Genomic DNA, 18,735 nt, shown 5'->3' with positions numbered 1-18,735 from the left:
ACAAAATCGGATTGAATTAATCGAAAATTTGAATGCTCGGAGGGAAGTCATTCCTTGTCCCCCTGCAAAGACGTCCACAGACTGACGACCGCCCCCAGTTTGCGCGCGTCGTGGATGGCAACGGCGATTTGCCCGGTGTCGCTGAGCGCTGCAATTCCAGCACCCTTACCTCCAGATGGGCGCATGACGATAAGGTGGGGGCCGTCAAACTCGTCCCGAGTGTCGTTATCCCAGCCTGCAAGATCCGCAGCAAAACAAGCTACAACGTTCTGGTCGGGATGCATATCTTCGGAAGGCTGACAAGAGTCCGCACAGGACAGGGCGGTTTTTTCCACACTGTCGATCAAAACACGGCCAGATGCAAAACGCCTGGCACCGTCAAAAAACTTTTGTGCCAGAAGTGTTTCTGTATCTTCCATCTGAGCTGGCAGAGGCTCGTCCTCCGTGAGCATCTCCACATCCGGCACCACCGAAACAATCGGTTCAGCAGACAGTTCGATGGCAGCGCAGGCCCCTTCGATTTCACTGTAGGTCAAGCCAACGTCGTCTGCCTCAAGATCTGAATCCGGTTTGCCGGACATCATTTCAAGCGGGGCAGGGGCGTTCGCGATGTCAGACACAAGTTGAGCCAGTTTTTCGACCAACTCACCGCGCCCTTCGGTTTCGAAGTCAGGCTTCGGTCCAGACGGCACCTGGAAAACATCTGTGACACGTGAACTGTTCACCTCGATGGCCAGACACGCACCATTAGAAGCCGTGAATTCCAGCCGACGAGGTAGAACAGTACCACGAATAGCGTGCAAAACAGCGCTACGCCTCGCTGCAGCGGACTCGCCCGCGATCGTTACCGCTGGTGACAGCCGCGCAACCGAGGACCGCCCGATGTCTTCAAGCATGTCCAGAATGTCAGTGTCCATCATACCGTGACCCCCTCTGGTCCCGTTCAAACTGCGGCCGCGACCGGCCCCAGACTGAGATGTGATTTTGTAAGCGCCAACCCGACATTTGCGCTGTTGCGGCAGATATAGCAGACCACGTGATCAGGATATTCCTTGGTCCGCAGGAAAATATTAAGGCGATCTTTTGAAAACACTGCGATTTCCCCAAACCCTGCGTTTTCCGACTCTTCGACCCCGGCCTGACGCAAAAGCGCCTCGAACGCAGCCACACCGCGTCCTTGAAACAGGTTGGCCACAGCGATTGCCAACGTATCCAGAGATTCCGTGCTGTCTGGCTCCGAAACGCAACTGCCCAGCAACATCCCGGTTTCCATATCGATATACCCGGCTGCGATGCAGTCGGGTATTGTTTCGATCGCTGTGCTCAAGGCGTCCCGAATAGACATTTAAGTCCTTGTTTTTATTAAAGTGTTTCTGTTAAATCGATTCGGCTTCCATTACAATACGTGCCACTCTGCTGCGCTGTTCTCTTTGGCTTTTGGAATGGGTTGCAATGCGTCCTTTGTCTGCTTTTCGCTGTGTTCGATCGCGATTTGGTCGAACTCTGCCAAAAACGCTTGGAACACGTTTCTGAGCCCATCTGCATCCTTGGGCAGATCCGCGCTGTTCGCAATCTCACGCCACATGTCCGATGCGCTCAGGGGTGAGCCAACCGCGACCTCTGGCAATTCCCCAAGCACTGCAATATTCGCGTCCACCTGATCCGGCAAGGCAGCTTCAATCAGCCCGCTGGTTTCGGGCTCCGGTTCATAATCGTCGGCATTGTTTCCGGGTTGGGCTGCCATCAAAGCAGCAATAGACGAAACCGAGACTTCAATCCCACGATCTTCAGGTTCTTCGACGTCTCGGATGTGATCCACCGCAGCGTCCTCATCCAACGTTTCGTGTTGCAAGGTTGTGTTCAACGAAGCCAGAACATTCTCAGATTTATCTTCCTCGTCAGCCGCAGCGCTGACGTCTTCGATGTCGGTGCTCTCGTCAAGAAGATTGTCAGTTTCATCGTCGAAATCGGTACCGCCCGACAAGTCGAATTCATCGACGGTGTCATCCAACCCGGCTACACTGGTCAGTTCCAGCGGATCATTCGATGTGTCCTTAAAAAAGGCACGTAGATCATCGCTTGTATCTGGTTCTTCCAGCGTCGGCGGCTCGGGTTCCGAGACCATTTCGGCCCGCAAACGCTCGGCCTCTTCCGCGTTGATACGCACGCGTTCGGCTTCGTCCGTGCGTCGTTCCACTCTGGCGGGGCGAACGGGAAAGCTTGTGACGACCGCAGCATCATCCTGTTCTGACTGAGCTACCGAGTCCACTGGGTTGACCAACCGCAACGGTGCGGCTTCTGACTGTACCTCTCCGTCCGATTTCCGCGCTGGCCGCACGGGTTGCACTTTCGGCGCATCCGGTTGACTCTTGTCGATCTGATACCGGGCCAGTTGGTCGGCGCGGTTTTCCATGATCTGCTCTGTGATCTCAAGGAAGCTGTCGATCATCTTTCCGCCGCCGCTACGCGACCACATTTCGGCGTCACCGGTTTTGTCGCGGGCGACGATCGCATCGCGAGCAGAAAACAGAATGGACCGATTGAACAAGTGGCCCGCTTCACGGTTCACGCGGCGCAGAACTTTTTGACGGTCTTTGATGTTCAGCGCATCCGCCCGTGTGATCAAAAGCAGCGAGTTGTGCTGTAGGCGTTCGGGCAAGGAAACCCAAGTCGCTCGCTCGGTCTCGCGCCAGGCTTGGGTCGCATGGGTGCACCACAAGACGCCATTTGCCTGGCCAACGGCGCGTTGCCAAACATCAGTTGAGATTTTTGGATCCGAGATACCGGGGGTGTCGATAAGGTCGACCGCCTCAAGAATGTCGGCTTCAAGAAACACACGTATGAATTGTGCATCGTTGACGCCAACGCTCTCAAGGTCGTCCAGCTCAATGACTTCAATGCTTCCATCGTGACGTTTGACGTAAGGAGCGCGATTGCCCCAGCTAAACCAGACCGGCGGCAATTGGGTCGCGGTGACCTGCGTCGGCAAGGTCTGCGTTCGCAGCAGAAAGTTCATCAACGTGGACTTGCCGGCGCTGAATTCGCCCATCAGGGCAAAAACCGGCTTGCGGCGGGACCAATGCTCGATACGTTCCCATGCCTTCGGCGAAACAAAGCGTGTTTGTGAATCTTTTGCCATTTTTCTACTTATGCCGCTTCGTTGCTTAGATCTTTTAGGATGTCACCCAGAATCTCATCTTTGGATTTCTGAGGCTGCAAACCCGCCATCGCCGCTGCAGTTTGGCCTGCATTTTTGTCAGCCGATGCCGAAATGCTCAGCAGTGTTTCTTTCTGCTCGCGCATGAAGTCCGTCAGAGTCGCGCGGACGTTTTCAAGCACCGCGGCAATCTGGTTTTCTTCAATGTCCTTGGTGATTGAGTTGGCTTCGGACGCGATCAGACGTGTGTAGTCTGCAGCATAAGCCTCGAACCCTTTGCGTCTTTGCCACCATCGACGCCACCAGGTGCTTTGCAAGTCCAGCGCGATGGTCCGGCCAATGCCCAGCGGAGGTGGAACACGGGGTACGATGGGTGCTTCGATGCTGAATTCACCCAGATGATTGCCCAGAATCTTGTGATACAACGCTTCGACATCCGCAGCTGCGGTGGCATATAGCGCCCCGGCGTCTTTGCGCATCGCGCGGGCAAAGCTGAAATAGGCTGCCTTTTGCAGCGTCCGCAATCCCGCAGGGTCGTATTGCCACGTACCTTGTTCGCCGTTTTTCTCAAGATGGGCGATCAAAGAGTCTGTTGCGCGTTTGACAAAGCTGGATTCAGCCGAGTTCAAACGTTCCAGCACTTTGTCGCGCAGGGCATTTGTCAGTTCTGCCGCTTTCTTTTCATATTCCGCCGACACGGTGTTGATTGCGTCTTCTGGTGACACGCCGTCCAGGTCTCTGGTAACACCTTCACCTTCGGACAGGTTTTTCGCCACTGCTGTGGCTCGGATTTGGCTTGCGATATTGCGTGCACGGTGACGCACGCGGTCCATCAGCCGTGTTCCTGCGCCTTCGGCTATACGCTCATTGATAGCCAAAAGCAGATCGGGCAGGCCGGACAGGGCCCAAATCTTGTCCAACGATGCAGCTTGATCACCGAAACCTGCGGCCAAATAGAATGTGTTCAGGGCTTCGCGCGACTCTTCGGTCAGAATGTCCGGGTTTCCGGTCAAGGCTGCCTCGGCCCACAAAGCACTGCCAAACACGACGCTTGTATTGGTGTCGATATTGTTTTGCTTCAGTGTATCCTGAATGCGATCGCGGATTTCTGGAACTTGGTTGACGGGATCAGAAAGCTCGTCAATCCGGTTGACGAACAGAACAATCTGTCGATTTTCGAACTGCGCAATAATGCGCATCAGAGCCATATCCATTGTGGTCAGCGCCTGGCTTGCAGCCAGGACGACTACACAAACCTCAGACCCGCGCAGACTGCGCAGCGTAATCTGTTCGCGCACCATGAATGTATCGTTGACACCCGGTGTGTCACACAGCTTCAGCGCGATGGGATATTGCGGAATATCCATGTAAAGCTCAGCCGATTTTGTGACGTCGGCAAATCGACCGGTTTTCGGATCAATATCCGGATCATCTTCGTCGCCCAGGCACACATAGCGTTGGATCAGTTCTTCGTCGAAGTGATCGTACTGATGGCTCTGACCCAGGATCAGGTCAAAATGCTTGCCAAGGCGTTCTTCTGATTTGGCTTTCATCTCGCCAATCTGACGGCGGATGTCATCCATTTCGTCATCTGCGCCAGCCCGGTTCGCCAGTTCGCCTAAACGACCGCCGCCGACCATCAGGTTGTCCCATTCCTCCTGCTCAAAGAATGTGAACTTGGCTTTGGTGTCGCCCGGCGGGCGTGTGTTGATGTTCAGGGTCGTGACCACAGATGTCCACGGGTTGACGTCCGACGGCAGCAGGGCAGGGCGCCCGGCCAGAATATTCACGATGGATGACTTGCCTGCTTTGACCTGTCCCACCATTGTGATGCTGGCGGTGAAATTTTCCATCCGCGTCTTGAGGGTCGCCAGACGTGCCGAGGAGCGCGCATCAGCCACCTCAGTCAGTTGATCGATCTGCGCCGTCAGCGACGTCATGGCAGAGGTCATCGGTGCCAGTGCTTCGTTGCCGACAGACAAAAGGTGATCGTTGCGCGCCATGCTTAACCTCCGGTTCCCGTAGCAGCAATCTGGGGTTCATGCGACACGCGCCCCGCAGGGATGCTTGTCAGAGTGTCGATGCGCGCGATCAAATCCAGGGCATTGCCCAGAATCTCGGCCTCGGCACGCGGGGAAATGGTTTCGTAAGCTTTGGAATCCGCCAAGACTTCGATCGAGCTGAACCGGTCACCGTTCTCAAGGCACGCGACACGACGTCCAGTGGGAAACCCATGTGACTTCGCGACAGGTAATGGCATTCTGGCATTCGCCAAAAGATAATGTTCACCCGAGTGGGTGCGCAGCGAAATGCCAAAGCCAGTATTGGGATGATCTCGGTTCAGTGTCTTGAGCTCGCCAAGAAAGCTCTCGCGAGCAAAGAAGACAGCGTCTTGCTCGGCGGCAACGGTAGGGTTTAGATCGGTCACAGCAGAAAACCTTGTACTGGAGTTGAGCAGAAAACTCGTACCGATGCCAAAGTGGCGAAAAAGACTCATTAACTCCTTTCAACCAAAAAGACCCTTCAAGGCGGTCTTATTTTGACGCGAATAAGATTTTTTGGCGGTTGAAATGTGGCGGCTTCATGGCGAGCCTCGCAAAAGAATACCTCAACCCATACGAGCATAGCAATTTTCTTCTCTTACCGTGCCTGCTGTCGGCAACTATGTAGAGCCTTTGAGTATGTTGTGTGGTGCGTAGATTGCTAAATCATTGACTAGTATACATTAATTTGGATGGAATGCTGTTCAGGAACTGTGTTGAGAGTTATTTGTCAGCCTCGCAAGAATGAATTGCGCCTCACCGCTGAAACCAAAGTAGGAAACACTCTCTTTGATCGCTCAACGTAAACGCGTCAGCGAGGATGGCGAAAAACTGCGGCTTTCGAATGGATCCCGCGAAGAATAAGCATGGAAGAAACGGCTCAAGGCGACCAGAAATTTCCGTGAACTTAGTTCATGTCGCTTTGTGGGGTTTCAAATCGACCTTGTTTACTTGTGCTCCAAGTCAGAGCGACAGGCATGGTACAATCTAGGCAACAAAGTTCACATTTAGCCCAATTTACCTCTCGCACTCGGACGCAAGCTTTGTTATCAGCGCCCCAGTCTGGCGCTACGGCGCTTGGTTGCGGGTGTGGCGAAATTGGTAGACGCACCAGATTTAGGTTCTGGCGCCGCAAGGCGTGGGGGTTCAAGTCCCTCCACCCGCACCATATTGGTTTTAAACGATAAAATCAATCTACGGTAAACCTCTTCTCCTTTGAGCATATCTCAGTTTCCCACTTTGTTTCCCAGATTCACGTTCTGGCCTTGTTCTGTTCTAAGGAGGACAGCTCTGGTTTAACCCCTAATCCTTCGGTATTGAACTGCCCGGCCCATGTGGTCGGGCTTTTTTGTTTTTAGGGTCCATATTGTTGCATCATTTTTCGAGGCCGCTTTTGTGAATCCCCAAATCAGAGCAAACGTCGCCCGGCCTGTTTGGTCGGGCGACGTTTCGCCCACTTTAGGTTCCGGAGAGAATTCCAGTGCGGATCACAACGAACGCTGCGATTGCCGCGATTGCGACTAGCGCTACTACGCCCAGGCCATTAACCACGATTGATTTATCGCCAATTGTCACCCGCAAATAGCTCATCAAAAGTACTTGGTTGATGTCTATGCGCCTTTTTGCGACATTCTCTACAGCGCGGGCGCGCTTGATATCATCTGGCATACTGCTCTCGCTTTCTTAGTTGTTGTTAAGACTAAGTATTTCCATGTCCCGGGTTGGTGAGGTTCCAATTCGATCCGTCCCGGGACTTACATCTTGAATGCGGAATAGCGGTTGAAACAGCAACTTCCGGACCTAACCCAAACAGATAATAGTCAATAATCCGCCGATCACTCGATTTTGGCCCCGCGAGAATTGGCGATTATCCGCCCAAAAAATTCTGTGAATTTTTTAGTTTTTATTATTCAAAGAGTTACGAATTTCTTCGAAAATGTCTCTTGCCTGTTGAAATTTTCATTGTTTCGACACTTCGCGGTGGCGAATCGGACTCGCTTCGTCCACAGCGACATTCAGTTACACTGATCGCTTGCCTCGATGGTATTTTTTGCATCCCGATCCCCCGCTCTGTCAGTGATGCGCGATGCGTGCCCCGGTGTCCTTTTATCAGATACTCCGACATACGAAGTGATCGTTCACAAGAAACGCTAGTGAATTGAAAAACCTAAACAATAGCTGGGCATTGGTAGCGGCCCATGATGGTTGCGCCAAGCAACAAAATAGTACCTCCATCCGCCAAAGCGCATACAGGGGCGCGCAAATCCCTCGGCAACTACTTCTCTTTGGACATCAATACGGTTTCCGCTTTCATCAACAAAATAGCAGCGCCCAACACGTCTACCGAAAGACCGTTCGTGGGTCAGATCACACACCGTGCGCTCCGAAGCTCGAAGTAAGCGCCCAACATAGTCTTTCGCATTAGCAAATGTTGGGTGACCACGCTCAGGAGCCGCAATTCCTTTTAGTCGGATTAAAGTACTACCAATAGCCAAAGTGTCTGCATCTACCACGCGAACGTTGCCGGAATTGAATTCGACAGTTTCAGCATATCGTGCAGGAGAGAAAAGCACGCTTCCTATAAGCAATGCCATGATCGCTAAGAAAACGAGATATGGTTTTCGAAAGCGAGGTATCCACATGTTTCGTTTGGCCTTCTGAGGACGAATTGAAACAACGTTCGTGCCCCTTGTGGTTTCTTGGATTTTATCGGCTCTCTTTCGTTTGGCGTAACTTAGGCCTGACCCTACAATTGACATTGCAAGGACGACCACGGCAAGCACACCGAGTACGACGATCGGTTGGTTCAACCAGTTCAATTCTGAGATCCCAGTTTCGTGGATGGTTCGGGTACAGCATTTCGACGTGCCTGTCGTGTCGAAACCTGCCAAGTCCTTTTGAGTTTCGGTCAATTCGCCATAAATGTCGAATAGGTAGCGAAAACTGGGCAACGCCAAACTGGTTGGTTCGCTTTCTAAGCAAGCCGTTTTTCGAGTATGTTCCACACCACTGATAGACCCGCGCTGCAAGCAAGCTAGAGGGGACAAGAGCAACGCGGGCCCCCCGAAGGGTGGTAGTGTGAGAGATCTAGCGTTGTGGCCTGTAGCGGCACCGTGTCGTAGCGCCGCAGTCAAGAAAAAACCCGCACTGCTGAGGGATAGGAGCAAGCGCGGGTAAAGTATTCGGGGTAATATGTGTACGCCGCTCACTGCCGGTCGGATTGATACTTTAGTAACTAGCGTACGTGTCGTTGACTCATTGATAAATACGAGCTCCGCCTGGCAAACGTTCAGGTTGCCAGTTGTGCCCATGAAAGCCATTGCGACCCGGGGCGTGACCTTCGAAGAGCCCGGCCATGAGCCGAGAACTTGCCCAACCGACGAAAGCATTCGAGATCTGCGCAAGCTTGAGCCAGTTGGCGTCAAGGTGGAAAAGAGGGAAGGCCGGGGCGCTAAGCCTGTCTGGCCGGTTCCGACCGCTCAACAGGTCGAAACCATAGTATCACTATGGCATACACCAGAAATGAAGCGCAGCGCCGTGGTTGATCGGGTGCGCGAGATAGTAGGTGCAGATGTGCCAGACCATTGGGTGCGCGATCAGGTTATAAAGGCGACCGGACCAGGTGCGCGTACGCCGAAGGAAAGTCAGGGTGATTGACTGCCAGAAACGTAGACGACAAAAAAGCGCATTTAGCGAGGAAAACGAATGAACGCACAGGACTATTTTCTGAATGTGGTAACGCCTCTGCATTCAGCTTTCACAGAAAACAATTCTATTGCCAATTTTTATGCAGCTTTGACGACGACGTATCACATGGTTGACTACATCGCGAATGATCTCCGGCCCGATACAAAAGTGAACAGAAGGCACATTGAAGCCACGAGAGATGAGATCATTCGGCTATGTCCTGATTTTCACCCGATCTATTGCGTCGCTTTAGCTCAAAAGCACGCTGAAGTTACCAACGTGCACGCTGAACCTGGGCTGAAGGCAGGGGATATACAAAAACCGAAGGCAACATTCATCACGGTTAATGACAAACCCTTGATAGTGAATGGACAGCTGCTCACTGTCACAACGGGTTTCATTGCAATGATCGGGGGAGAGAAGGTTCGCTTAGAACATTCTCTAAACGCATCTGTGGAGTTGTTCGCGTCATCGTTGGATCAATTAGCGGTTTCTGTCGAGCGGGCGTTCGTTGAACGTAATTTGTAGATCACAAAAAGGAGAAACTTAAGTGTTTAATTTACTTTACATTTTTTGGGTGGCCGCGTTTGTTAGCCTGCTCGCGCTAACATTCATCGCGTTTTTTGGTTCAGCTGTCCCTGAAGCGTACAGGTTGCCAGCAATGGGTTTGGTTGGGTGTTTGTGGGCTATGCTGCTGCGCTGGTTCTTTCAAAAAAACTAAAGGAGCAACTGAAAGTTGGGACACGACGTTCGCAACTCATTGCCGCCGGAGGGTCAGGAAATTTTCGACTCTCTGTCGGGCGGGGCTCGTGCGCTTTTCTCACTTGCGGGTGAATATGTTTTTGAAAATCTAGATGATCCTGCAGTTTCAACGCTACCAGTTTCAGACTGTAAAAAAATCCTCAAACTTAGAGAGATCTACAATAAATCAAAAAACCAACGGTCGACACAACCAACGCCACCATTTTGGCTCAGTGCTATTATTCTGACTTTCATGGCGCTTGCTTTGTATTGGTTCTTCGGTAGTTCACAATAAGGAGCAGGACGTTTGGTGATCCCGGAACTGTACCCAGACGATCTTGATGGGATGACCTTCGAGGCCGCCCGCAAAGTCGCGCGTCGCTGGTGTTATCTAGGCTTCTGGTATCGGGACGTCCCCTACTACACAGTCAACAAATAGGAGGCCGGTGAAGGCGTGTGCCTGACGGATAAGAAAATAGGAAAATCTACAGAAATTGAGGTATTATGTGAGGATTGGCTTTAGGACTTTGGGAGAAGTAAATTGAACAAATCTCACGACAATTCAGAACAGCATCCCTCAATTACGGCAGCGCGCATCGGAGTGCGGGGATCGATTTTTGTGGCCGTCATTGGTGCAATTGCATCAGTACTGGTGGTGGTGGCAGATCGTTTAGTCAGCCCTCCAATCACAACTGAAGACGTGCAGCAACAGATTGACGATAGCTTGCCTAGCTTCAAGTTCTTTCCTCAGGAACGAACAAACCAATCAAATGAAGTCGCACTGGAAGGTGAGTGGCAAATTTGCACACTAGCTACCGCTGGTACCGTGCACCATACTCAGGCTTGTACCTGCTCTGTTTCTACAGAAGATGAAGTACATTGGACATTAGAAACTATCCTAGATGACAGTGTAACTGACGGTTTCTGCCGATGTGAAGCGGCATGCTTCAACTTCGCAACTCGATCTGACTCCTGAATTTTTGATTGCGATAAAAGAGTTCACAATGGGGAGAAGTTGCGTGAACCGAACCGATGCAATTAATGCCGCGAAGCGTAAACTAGGCCGCGACGCATCAGATTTGGATATCACTTTAGAGGCACTCACTCAGATGGGTATCGACGTTGAAAAACCTGTCACGGGATACACGACATCCGAGGCAAAGGTCATTTCCGCATTCGTGTGTGATTGGTTCGAAGGGGAAAAGGGATATTCTAATACGACGCCCATGGGCTTCTTGAAATCCCATGCAGTGACAGCAAGAGAGTCCGTTGAATCACGTGGACCACACGTCACGCCATTGGGCGGCGTGCGCAGATAATCCTCGGTGGTATCAAGACAGGATCAATCAGATTGTAGACGACAGATAAGAGCGAGGTCCGGGGCATGCCCAAAGAGAAGATGGCGGTTGTTCTGTTTTCAGTTTTGTTTTTGGTTATTGGTTCCTGGGGACTGTCGTACGTTTGGCCCCCCGGATGGGGTGCCGGAGACATTATTGGTGATTTAATTGGTGACAAAATTTTGGATTCAATGACGCTAGAGGACGTCGAAAGGTTCGAACAGTTTTCTGAGATTGCTCTAATCATCCTAGGGATGTTCGTTTCTGGTATTGGACTGATCGTGACAATTCTAGTCAGTTTAGGAAAAAGCAAGCGAGAAAGAGAACGCCACAAACTTGAGATTAGGAAGTTGCGCCTTCAGATCGAGCAACTTCAAAGTTCACAATAAGGAGTGGAGTTGTGGCAGCAAGAGATAGATACACGGTTGCTCTAGAGTGCAACAATTGCGGTCAAAAGGGGGCACTGAGCGTATCAGAAAACGACTATCCGTTCATGAAGCGTCTGGATTTTTCAGTCGATGAAATCGAGGGTTGTTTCAGCGTTTCCGGCGAGATGATGAACCTTGGCACGACGTCAGTTGAGTGCGGTTTGTGCGGAACGAAAGTGCGGTAGAGAAAGTACACAAAAAGGAGTTTTGGTGTGCCTAGCGTAGAACAGATTTTTCAAGAAACCGATTTTGATCAGCCGCAAAGCGTCAGTGAAGCTCTGACAAAGATGCGAAGCGTTCCAGACTACGAGTTGCATTTGTTAACGGTAAAGCGAGACACCGTAGTTAAGGCGCTTCCAGACACTCGAAGGAAAATGGCGCTGGCCCAATTTGAGCTAGATCGCCGAGCCACGGTCGCCACCGAAAATCTTGCGAAAGCGACAACGACCCGATCCGGCATTATAGGTATAGCTGGCGTTGTCATAGGGGCTGTTATTGGCGCTGCTTTGCAGTGGTGGCTAGCAAATGGAAGTCCACAATAAGGAGGATTGGTATGGAAGTTGGTCTGCCGCTGATCCTTTTGTTGATTGGTGTTTTGCTGTTCTGTCTGATTTTTTGGGCAGTTGGAGAGATGGCCAAGGATCGGGGCCACAGCCCTTGGCCGTGGTGGATCGTATCGGTTTTCTGGTCACCGTTCGGCTCTATGGTCGTGCTGTGGCTCTTCTTTGATATTTTAGACGACAAATAGGAGAAATGATTGAATCGCTTATTGTGGGCAGGCTCGATTGCGGTGTTGCTGGTTTTTGGGCCCGGGATACTGTCATTTTTACTGTGGTCGGTTTTTGATTTTGGTGAGTGGCTATTTTACCGAAAGGCAGAAAGTTTCGAAGTTATCGACGACCCATGGACAATGTACGACTTCTTCAATTTTGTTATTCGATCAAGTGTCTATATCATTTGCTTGGCTGCCGTTGGGCTTCCGGCGCTCATCTTGGGTATCATAGAATTTTTAATCATGTCGGTTTTGGCAGGAGCCTTGAATTTGATCGGGCTGGACTGCAGTGCTGAACTTAAGACTGTTCATGAGCACGATCTATTTTCTCTAAGTTGCAGATAACAAATGGGAGTCTTTGCATGAAATTTAGACTACGGCACGCATTGCCTTGGTTGCTTACGGTTGGTTTGATCGGTTGCGCGGAACCGGCTCCAATGGTCATTGGCTTCAATGGTGACAGCGTTGAAATCCAACAGTCGACCCTTTTTGATGAACCAGATGCTAGTCTGCCAGAAATACGAAGTGAGGCAGCTCGCATCTGTGGGACAGCTGGAAAGGTGCCGGAATACGCAAGTTCGAGACCGGACTACGACAACGGCACAACGATACACTTGTTTCTTTGCCTGTAGGTAAGAAGGGAGCTGGCTGGTGGTAGAAAATCGAAGCTTACCCAACCGATCGAATTGGCCGGAAGGCGTTCGCAGCATTACCATGGACGATCTAGACTCGATCGGGCTGGACGACGACGGAAACCTGTACTGGCGCGGACGGAGGGTAGTGACCCAGCAAATTCAACGGCTGGCAGGCGTTGAACGCTTCTTCGGCATTCTCGCCGTAGGGGCTGCGGTTATTGGCGTGGCGGTGCAAGTGTGGTCCTGGGGATGTGATCTTCGATGGTCTGCGATTGGATGGTGCCCTCCAATGGAGCATCAAGTTTCTCGGGAAGCACCACTGCCGGAAACTCAACAATAAGGAGCGACCATGAATCCGTTAGCATTGGCAAATCTTGAAAGACAGGTCGCTTTGATCGAGCGCCTAAAGTTGTGCGAGCTGATGGAGGAAATACGTGCCAGTGGGCACAGGGGTTAGATTGAAATGGCAAAAAACAAGACCTATCGTTTTTGCTTCGGCTCGCCAAAAAAGCCGTTGACCCCGATTTGGCGCGTGGTGGTCAGCAGAAAAAAAGGTGATGTGATGCTAATGCCCCATAAGGAACTTGGGAACGATTTTCACATTTCTTTTCACGTCTCTGGACAGTGCCATTTTCGCGATCCCTCGGGTGAAAGGACTAATCTGAGCCCTCCAAGATTAATACAAGACAGATTCATAGCTTTCAGGTTCTTTTTCCGTAAGCTAAACAATCCCCTTCCTCCGATAGTTGAAGAGTCGCCACGAAAACTCTCCGAAATAAAGTGGATAGAAGCTCCAGCTCCAGATATGAAAACTGTCGTGGAGTTCTCCTACCGTCTTCCCGGTCAGAAACTTCACATGCCTCACCATGCTAAAATCCACTATTCGGACATACCCGCTGTTATGTTCAAGAAAAGCATGCTTTTTGCAGTAGCTTCTGCTCAAGAAAAACTAACCCCAAAGGAAAAACTTGACCTTGCGATTACAGGGCCGCTGAAACTAGGTCTCCCAAAGGACTATCCCGGAAAAGCATACTTTACTCGGATAAGTCGCACACCCGAAGACGGAGTCGGAGCGCTTCTTTACGAGGAATTCTCGTTAGGCCATTCTTAGAGTAGTCTAGTGTCACGTTGGACAACGATCAGGAGGCTTACGATGCGTTTCGCTGTACTAATGTTACCAGAGGCGGTTGCGCGCGCTTTTCCTGAGGGAGCTAGGGAGGCCGTTAAAGAGTGGCGCGAATTCCATTCGAAACACACGGATTCACTTATCTTGGAATGGATCGACCACGCGGCTCTGGATATCAATAAGGACGCCGTAACTACAAGAAATATGAAGATCTATCAGTACGACGAAGAACGTGACCATTGGTTCTCAGAAATTGAAGAGGGCTTCATATCAGTGTTGTCAGAAAACCAGTGAAAAAGACTTACAGTATGGAGGCTTGCCGCCTCGGCTTGCCTGCCTCATATCTGTGCGATGCACGTCGTCTATCTCACATGTCCGTTTTGCGACCACACAGGATTAACCCGTGATCCACGCGCTATTGAGGCGCACAAGAAAGCACGCCGGTATCCAGTGAAGTGTTCAAAATGCGGGGCAGGGGGAAGGTCAGACCAGTTCAAGCCCAGCCTGTCGTTTTACAAGGATGTGAACCCTTATCGGCAGTCAGAGGGGGTGGACGGCTAACTACCAAGACGGTCGGTCTTCGCCACCGTTAGAAGGGTCTGGGTAGCGGTCAGCCAATTCATCCGCGATGAGCCGTAATCTAGTTGCCATAGCTGGCATATATGCACTGGACTCCAATAGCGCTGCCTCGAACCTTTCAACGGCAGCGTCAAACTCTTCTGCGGGCTTTGAAATTCTATCTACTGGCAATGCTTCCATCCTGTTTACTCCTGTTTCCCAGTTTCTGGTTTTGTTCACGCTATGTCTTGGGAAATTTCCCAGCTAAGCCCCTGATTTTTAAAGATCCGCGTGAAATTTAGGTTCTGGCGCCGCAAGGCGTGGGGGTTCAAGTCCCTCCACCCGCACCAAAGAATTGAATAAATTTAATACATATTAGATACTTAGTTGAAACCAGTTGTTGTCGGCCCCACTAACAGGCCAACCTTAGTCTCGCCGTAGTCTGCGGATTGTCGGTAAAATCAGCAATGAGCCCTGGAGTGAGCTGCTCACAAGTCTTCGAGAACTCCATCAGGGTGTAACGGTAGTTGTTTGCACTTCACCGAATGGTGAAATTTGGATTAGTCACTAACTATTACTCTGGAATGGCGCATGTTGCCGCCTGCCAACGGATGTACGAGGCGCCAAAGCGGATATTAGGAAATACCAGGTTTAAGTCCTGCGTTATGGACATTCGCGGCGACCTGCTTGAACGTCTCCTTTGCGGACCAAACTGCCGTCCATCGCTTGCTCTTTTATGCTGCAAACGAGGGATGACCAAATTGCGTATTGAAGAACCTCAAGAAGTTGCCGAACTGGTTAACACTGAGGAGATCCCAGCAGCCTCAAGGTGTCGTGACTTAGCATGCGGAAACCTAAGCCACGATTTCAGACGATTCGGCCAGCGCGACACGCGCGGTTCCAGCTTCGCCTGCCTTGTCATCCCGCAGTGGTAGTGACAAGGTTCACGGCGGTACCTTCGGTGTAAGACGGCTCAGATCGCAATTAACTTGCGGGTGTGAGCGGTTGCCACAACATCAAGAGTCACTAACCATCAATAAGACGAGGGAAGATCCCAAATGCAACCTGCACTTTTTCTTCACATCCAGAAGACTGCCGGAACATCGGTTCAGGAGATGGCGCGCGCCGTGTACGGGAACGACGCGGTCTGTAGTCATGGCGACTTCCTGACAATCGGGCGTGCCGGCTGCGAGGCTTACGATTTTGTTTCCGGCCATTTTGGTGTCGCCTTCGCCAAGCCGCTTCTGGAAGGCAGGTATACCTTTACGTTTCTACGCGACCCAGTTTCGCGGATTGTGTCACTTTATTCATTCTTGTCAAAGCAGGATGCCGATAAAAGCAAGCTTGCGGAAGTTGCGAAAAGCCATGATCTGAAGGGTTTCGTTACGCGGGCGAAGGAGCCCGAATTTGCACCGCATATCTGGAACCACCAAGTCTGGCAGCTTTATCACGGCTGGGTCTCGTACGACATGGGACAGGACAAGGACGGAAAGTACATTACCAATTTCATCGATCAAGACGAAGACAGCCTGCTTGAGGGTGCGCGGGCCAATCTCGCCCTGTTCGATTATGTCGGATTCGCCGATAGTTTCGACAGCGATATCCGAAAGATCTTCAGGGACCTAGGTGCAGGCGAGATCGAGGTGCCGCATTCGAACGCCTCGTCTTCGACCGCAATGGTTCTGGACGGGGAAACGCGGGCGGCAATCGAAGAGATGACGGCATTGGACCGGCAGCTTTATGAGGGCGCTCGGGCGGTTAAGGCCTACGGTTGATTGGTGGCTCGAGGTTTCCTGCTCACTGCCCGCGAGGCCATTGAGGACAGCCGCAAACCATTCAATTCAATGGCACGAAACGTGACTTCCACAATCGCCATGAGGCAGATCATGACTGTCAAACTTGTCACAAGGAATGCGGGAGAACCGAGTCGAGACACGAAGAAATCGTGGATCATGTAAATCTGGTCGCGGAAATAGAACAGGAAGACTGGATGACAAAGATAGATACTGAAACTGCGATCGCCGAGATATCTCATTAGGCCGTTCGAAAGAAGCCAGCTGGGACGCAGATATTGCCAAGCGGTTAAAATCGCGAAAATGATGCCAAACACCAACAGGTCTGGCCGCACGATCCGCCAATCGGGAACAAAACGAAGGGCTTCGGAAACCCATAGCAGTATCGCGATCGAGATACCCGCAAAGATTGAGACGGTTCGGTGAGCAATTGTCTCTAGTTGGGTGTGCCAGTTGATAAAGAAGAACGTGACCATTCCAAGCGCAAAAAACCAAAGGTTTGACTGGAAGGAGAAATAAGCCCAAGGGGGAGAACGCCCAGTATCAAGATCGATGTTTCCAATAATGATTCGGGATACGAGGCTAACGGCCAATGCCACGATAAGTAGCAATATTGCCCGGTTAGTTCCTGTCAAGGCGATCAGCAGAAATGGAAAAACTGCATAGAATAGCATCTCAACCCCAACCGTCCATCCAGCCCAAACCATCGACGCGTGCGGAACCAACCCGAAGGTGAAAGTAATGTTGGCAAAGATTTGCCAGTCGGGTGAGATAATGCGACCAGCGCTCAGATACTGCCTTAGCAATTCCGAAGCCAGAACCGCATAGAACAGTGGGGCGATCCGGAAAAGCGTTTGATCGCATACTGAACCAGCCAATTCGGTTGCCCGATCCGCCGAACATTGGTGTAGGAAAGAGAGAACGCGCTAAGAACGAAGAAGAGAAACACACCGTGTCCGAAATGGGTTGTTACAAACCAGAGCCAGTCGGGCACGTCGATCTTGATTTGCCGGTTTATGTGAAACAGTACAACCGAAACGGCTGCCAAACCCCTTAGCCCCAGAAGCGCCGGCATTGTGCCGCCTGCCGCTGGGTTAGAAGGTGTGGGGCGGTCGTCGCCAAGCGTGTTAAAGAGGTTTATTTTTGGCAATCGACTCAAGATCTTTCTCTCTGACGGGGTCCGTGCACTAACAACCAAGAAGGCCTTGTCTAGTCAAGTTGGTTAATTGGGCAAATCGCGCGGTTGGGTACTTGGGTCGTGGCACCCATCAGGGCCAGCGGTCGCATACACCGCGCGAACAGGCCGGACACAAGACCGCTTCTGACAAATGCCAATCACCCCAAAAGTTCTTGCTTTTCAGGAGCCATCCATACGGGACAAAGCTGACGCCGACGACTTTCAAGCCTTTAGTAGCCTGCAGCCAAACACCGGCATTGGTTATTTTCGCAGTGGTTGGCTGTCGGAAGGCTACTGGGCTATAGGCATGAAAGCTGAACAAACGAACTGGGTATCCTTACAACTAGGGTTTGCAGTACATGTGCGCGACGAGACAAAGTGTTCAGTAGGGCGATGAGTATCTTGCTTGCATCAACTTCCTTGCATCCTCGACTATCACGTGATCCAAAGCCGTAATTTCTTTAATGAGCGCCAATGATTTGCTATCAACTTCATTCTCAACTGGTGGGGATGCGTTGCTATAGGGCACAGTAATATTTGGTGCACCCAGATCAGAAAAAACTGCCTGGATGTTATTTTCAAAACTTTCAACAAAACCGATGTGATTGAACTCTTTAAGGTTTTGTCGGGCTCCCTCCAGAAGATTGTCGGGATTTATTACTCTTGGATCTTTGACAATATGGTTTCCTGGATCCTAAAGCATTTCACAACTAGGCCATCCAGAATGAAGTTCCCAAGTTTGCGTATTCCACAGTCGCTGAGCAAACTCTAGATCATCAACATAATTCAAGAATTCCTTGATGTCGTGATTTCTGGCTATAGGAACGAGCTTGTTGCTCTCATCCTGTTGTCTCGAGAGAAACCGGTCCATTGAAATGATCCTGTCCACAGGGTCTCTTAGGAATGTAAAGCTGTATCTCTCCCTCATCAAAGGACGTGCAAATTGAATGCCGAAGTGGCCCGAGACGAAATTGAACTTTGCACACCCGGCATGGCCTAACGTCAAGTAATCACCATGACTACAGACATGATCATTTCCATAGTGAAGCCGCGCTATTTCCTGCACCGAAGTGCCTGACTCGCATATTGGTCCAACTTTTAGTCCCACTTCTATATCTTGTATTTAACAGAGTACTTTGGAACAAACTGGAAAGTTAAATATATATTTTTACAATGTTTTATCCCTTTTATTAAACACGCCGGAACAGCAAAGAACGTATCGGAAAAGGAATTCAAGTCCCTCCACCCGCACCATATTTAACATAATCTTGATTATACCGTT

The 18,735-nt window shown here is 50.9% G+C and carries 22 protein-coding genes and 1 tRNA gene; 15 read left to right on the top strand and 8 right to left on the bottom strand.

Annotation, left to right across the window (positions count from 1 at the left end; genetic code table 11):
• Positions 1 to 47: 47 nt before the first annotated feature.
• From GS646_RS19730 to GS646_RS19710, 5 genes are read right to left on the bottom strand one after another with little or no spacing between them, the layout of a single operon-like run.
• The gene (locus tag GS646_RS19730) at positions 48 to 920 is read right to left on the bottom strand and encodes a hypothetical protein (RefSeq protein ID WP_171185505.1); all 873 of its coding nucleotides are present in this window, start codon (positions 918 to 920) and stop codon (positions 48 to 50) included.
• Positions 921 to 943: 23 nt separating this feature from the next.
• Positions 944 to 1,345: a hypothetical protein gene (locus GS646_RS19725; RefSeq protein WP_171185507.1), complete on the bottom strand. Its 402-nt coding sequence runs from the start codon at positions 1,343 to 1,345 to the stop codon at positions 944 to 946.
• Between the two features lie 51 nt (positions 1,346 to 1,396).
• A complete protein-coding gene (locus tag GS646_RS19720) occupies positions 1,397 to 3,139 on the bottom strand; it encodes a dynamin family protein (protein WP_171185509.1) in 1,743 nt (580 codons plus the stop codon).
• Between the two features lie 8 nt (positions 3,140 to 3,147).
• Positions 3,148 to 5,160, bottom strand: a complete 2,013-nt coding sequence (locus tag GS646_RS19715; protein ID WP_171094730.1) for a dynamin family protein — start codon at positions 5,158 to 5,160, stop codon at positions 3,148 to 3,150.
• 2 nt (positions 5,161 to 5,162) lie between these two features.
• Positions 5,163 to 5,585: a hypothetical protein gene (locus tag GS646_RS19710; RefSeq protein ID WP_171185511.1), complete on the bottom strand. Its 423-nt coding sequence runs from the start codon at positions 5,583 to 5,585 to the stop codon at positions 5,163 to 5,165.
• A 697-nt stretch (positions 5,586 to 6,282) separates the two neighbouring features.
• Here GS646_RS19710 and GS646_RS19705 point away from each other — a divergent pair.
• Positions 6,283 to 6,367, top strand: a tRNA-Leu gene (locus tag GS646_RS19705).
• A 290-nt stretch (positions 6,368 to 6,657) separates the two neighbouring features.
• Here GS646_RS19705 and GS646_RS19700 read toward each other — a convergent pair.
• Complete coding sequence (locus GS646_RS19700; protein WP_171647209.1) at positions 6,658 to 6,867, bottom strand: hypothetical protein; 210 nt, start codon at positions 6,865 to 6,867, stop codon at positions 6,658 to 6,660.
• A gap of 482 nt (positions 6,868 to 7,349) precedes the next feature.
• Positions 7,350 to 8,018 carry a thermonuclease family protein gene (locus GS646_RS19695; protein ID WP_171678537.1) on the bottom strand — a complete coding sequence of 223 codons (669 nt, stop codon included), beginning with the start codon at positions 8,016 to 8,018 and terminating at the stop codon, positions 7,350 to 7,352.
• A 490-nt stretch (positions 8,019 to 8,508) separates the two neighbouring features.
• Here GS646_RS19695 and GS646_RS19690 point away from each other — a divergent pair, with 490 nt between their 5' ends.
• From GS646_RS19690 to GS646_RS19630, 14 genes are all read left to right on the top strand, one after another.
• The gene (locus tag GS646_RS19690) at positions 8,509 to 8,856 is read left to right on the top strand and encodes a hypothetical protein (RefSeq protein ID WP_171647213.1); all 348 of its coding nucleotides are present in this window, start codon (positions 8,509 to 8,511) and stop codon (positions 8,854 to 8,856) included.
• A gap of 48 nt (positions 8,857 to 8,904) precedes the next feature.
• Entirely contained in the window at positions 8,905 to 9,414 is a 510-nt protein-coding gene (locus GS646_RS19685) for a hypothetical protein (protein ID WP_171647215.1), read from the top strand.
• A 208-nt stretch (positions 9,415 to 9,622) separates the two neighbouring features.
• Positions 9,623 to 9,922 (top strand): hypothetical protein, encoded by a 300-nt coding sequence (locus GS646_RS19680; protein WP_171647217.1) that lies wholly within the window; start codon positions 9,623 to 9,625, stop codon positions 9,920 to 9,922.
• A gap of 15 nt (positions 9,923 to 9,937) precedes the next feature.
• The gene (locus tag GS646_RS23135) at positions 9,938 to 10,066 is read left to right on the top strand and encodes a hypothetical protein (RefSeq protein ID WP_256368585.1); all 129 of its coding nucleotides are present in this window, start codon (positions 9,938 to 9,940) and stop codon (positions 10,064 to 10,066) included.
• 102 nt (positions 10,067 to 10,168) lie between these two features.
• Positions 10,169 to 10,603, top strand: a complete 435-nt coding sequence (locus tag GS646_RS19675; RefSeq protein ID WP_171647219.1) for a hypothetical protein — start codon at positions 10,169 to 10,171, stop codon at positions 10,601 to 10,603.
• Between the two features lie 43 nt (positions 10,604 to 10,646).
• Positions 10,647 to 10,946 (top strand): hypothetical protein, encoded by a 300-nt coding sequence (locus GS646_RS19670; protein ID WP_171647221.1) that lies wholly within the window; start codon positions 10,647 to 10,649, stop codon positions 10,944 to 10,946.
• A gap of 65 nt (positions 10,947 to 11,011) precedes the next feature.
• Positions 11,012 to 11,353, top strand: coding sequence for a LapA family protein (locus GS646_RS19665; RefSeq protein WP_171647223.1), 342 nt, complete (start codon positions 11,012 to 11,014; stop codon positions 11,351 to 11,353).
• 251 nt (positions 11,354 to 11,604) lie between these two features.
• Positions 11,605 to 11,934 (top strand): hypothetical protein, encoded by a 330-nt coding sequence (locus tag GS646_RS19660; protein ID WP_171647225.1) that lies wholly within the window; start codon positions 11,605 to 11,607, stop codon positions 11,932 to 11,934.
• A gap of 11 nt (positions 11,935 to 11,945) precedes the next feature.
• Positions 11,946 to 12,140, top strand: a complete 195-nt coding sequence (locus GS646_RS19655) for a hypothetical protein (RefSeq protein ID WP_171647227.1) — start codon at positions 11,946 to 11,948, stop codon at positions 12,138 to 12,140.
• 9 nt (positions 12,141 to 12,149) lie between these two features.
• Complete coding sequence (locus GS646_RS19650; RefSeq protein WP_171647229.1) at positions 12,150 to 12,509, top strand: hypothetical protein; 360 nt, start codon at positions 12,150 to 12,152, stop codon at positions 12,507 to 12,509.
• Between the two features lie 369 nt (positions 12,510 to 12,878).
• Positions 12,879 to 13,139, top strand: coding sequence for a hypothetical protein (locus GS646_RS19645; RefSeq protein WP_171647231.1), 261 nt, complete (start codon positions 12,879 to 12,881; stop codon positions 13,137 to 13,139).
• Positions 13,140 to 13,262: 123 nt separating this feature from the next.
• A complete protein-coding gene (locus tag GS646_RS19640) occupies positions 13,263 to 13,910 on the top strand; it encodes a hypothetical protein (RefSeq protein ID WP_171647233.1) in 648 nt (215 codons plus the stop codon).
• A 42-nt stretch (positions 13,911 to 13,952) separates the two neighbouring features.
• Positions 13,953 to 14,219 carry a hypothetical protein gene (locus GS646_RS19635; RefSeq protein WP_171647235.1) on the top strand — a complete coding sequence of 89 codons (267 nt, stop codon included), beginning with the start codon at positions 13,953 to 13,955 and terminating at the stop codon, positions 14,217 to 14,219.
• 1,322 nt (positions 14,220 to 15,541) lie between these two features.
• Positions 15,542 to 16,258, top strand: a complete 717-nt coding sequence (locus GS646_RS19630; protein WP_171647237.1) for a sulfotransferase family 2 domain-containing protein — start codon at positions 15,542 to 15,544, stop codon at positions 16,256 to 16,258.
• Here GS646_RS19630 and GS646_RS19625 read toward each other — a convergent pair.
• On the bottom strand, positions 16,249 to 17,154 hold the full coding sequence (locus GS646_RS19625) for an acyltransferase (protein ID WP_171647239.1): 906 nt from the start codon (positions 17,152 to 17,154) through the stop codon (positions 16,249 to 16,251). The two genes, GS646_RS19630 and GS646_RS19625, sit on opposite strands and share 10 nt — an antisense overlap.
• Positions 17,155 to 18,735: the final 1,581 nt, after the last annotated feature.

This window comes from Ruegeria sp. HKCCD4315 (assembly GCF_013112245.1).
GTDB lineage: Bacteria > Pseudomonadota > Alphaproteobacteria > Rhodobacterales > Rhodobacteraceae > Ruegeria.
This window is presented reverse-complemented; position numbering and strand designations above follow the sequence as displayed.

What these genes read in the sequence shown, in the direction of transcription:
- GS646_RS19630 (WP_171647237.1), top strand. Translation starts at nt 15,542, where the DNA reads ATGCAACCTGCACTTTTTCTTCACATCCAGAAGACTGCCGGAACATCG.
- GS646_RS19640 (WP_171647233.1), top strand. Translation starts at nt 13,263, where the DNA reads ATGGCAAAAAACAAGACCTATCGTTTTTGCTTCGGCTCGCCAAAAAAG.
- GS646_RS19700 (WP_171647209.1), bottom strand. Translation starts at nt 6,867, where the DNA reads ATGCCAGATGATATCAAGCGCGCCCGCGCTGTAGAGAATGTCGCAAAA.
- GS646_RS19730 (WP_171185505.1), bottom strand. Translation starts at nt 920, where the DNA reads ATGATGGACACTGACATTCTGGACATGCTTGAAGACATCGGGCGGTCC.
- GS646_RS19665 (WP_171647223.1), top strand. Translation starts at nt 11,012, where the DNA reads ATGCCCAAAGAGAAGATGGCGGTTGTTCTGTTTTCAGTTTTGTTTTTG.
- GS646_RS19645 (WP_171647231.1), top strand. Translation starts at nt 12,879, where the DNA reads ATGGACGATCTAGACTCGATCGGGCTGGACGACGACGGAAACCTGTAC.
- GS646_RS19685 (WP_171647215.1), top strand. Translation starts at nt 8,905, where the DNA reads ATGAACGCACAGGACTATTTTCTGAATGTGGTAACGCCTCTGCATTCA.
- GS646_RS19655 (WP_171647227.1), top strand. Translation starts at nt 11,946, where the DNA reads ATGGAAGTTGGTCTGCCGCTGATCCTTTTGTTGATTGGTGTTTTGCTG.
- GS646_RS19725 (WP_171185507.1), bottom strand. Translation starts at nt 1,345, where the DNA reads ATGTCTATTCGGGACGCCTTGAGCACAGCGATCGAAACAATACCCGAC.
- GS646_RS19690 (WP_171647213.1), top strand. Translation starts at nt 8,509, where the DNA reads ATGAAAGCCATTGCGACCCGGGGCGTGACCTTCGAAGAGCCCGGCCAT.
- GS646_RS19720 (WP_171185509.1), bottom strand. Translation starts at nt 3,139, where the DNA reads ATGGCAAAAGATTCACAAACACGCTTTGTTTCGCCGAAGGCATGGGAA.
- GS646_RS19715 (WP_171094730.1), bottom strand. Translation starts at nt 5,160, where the DNA reads ATGGCGCGCAACGATCACCTTTTGTCTGTCGGCAACGAAGCACTGGCA.
- GS646_RS19635 (WP_171647235.1), top strand. Translation starts at nt 13,953, where the DNA reads ATGCGTTTCGCTGTACTAATGTTACCAGAGGCGGTTGCGCGCGCTTTT.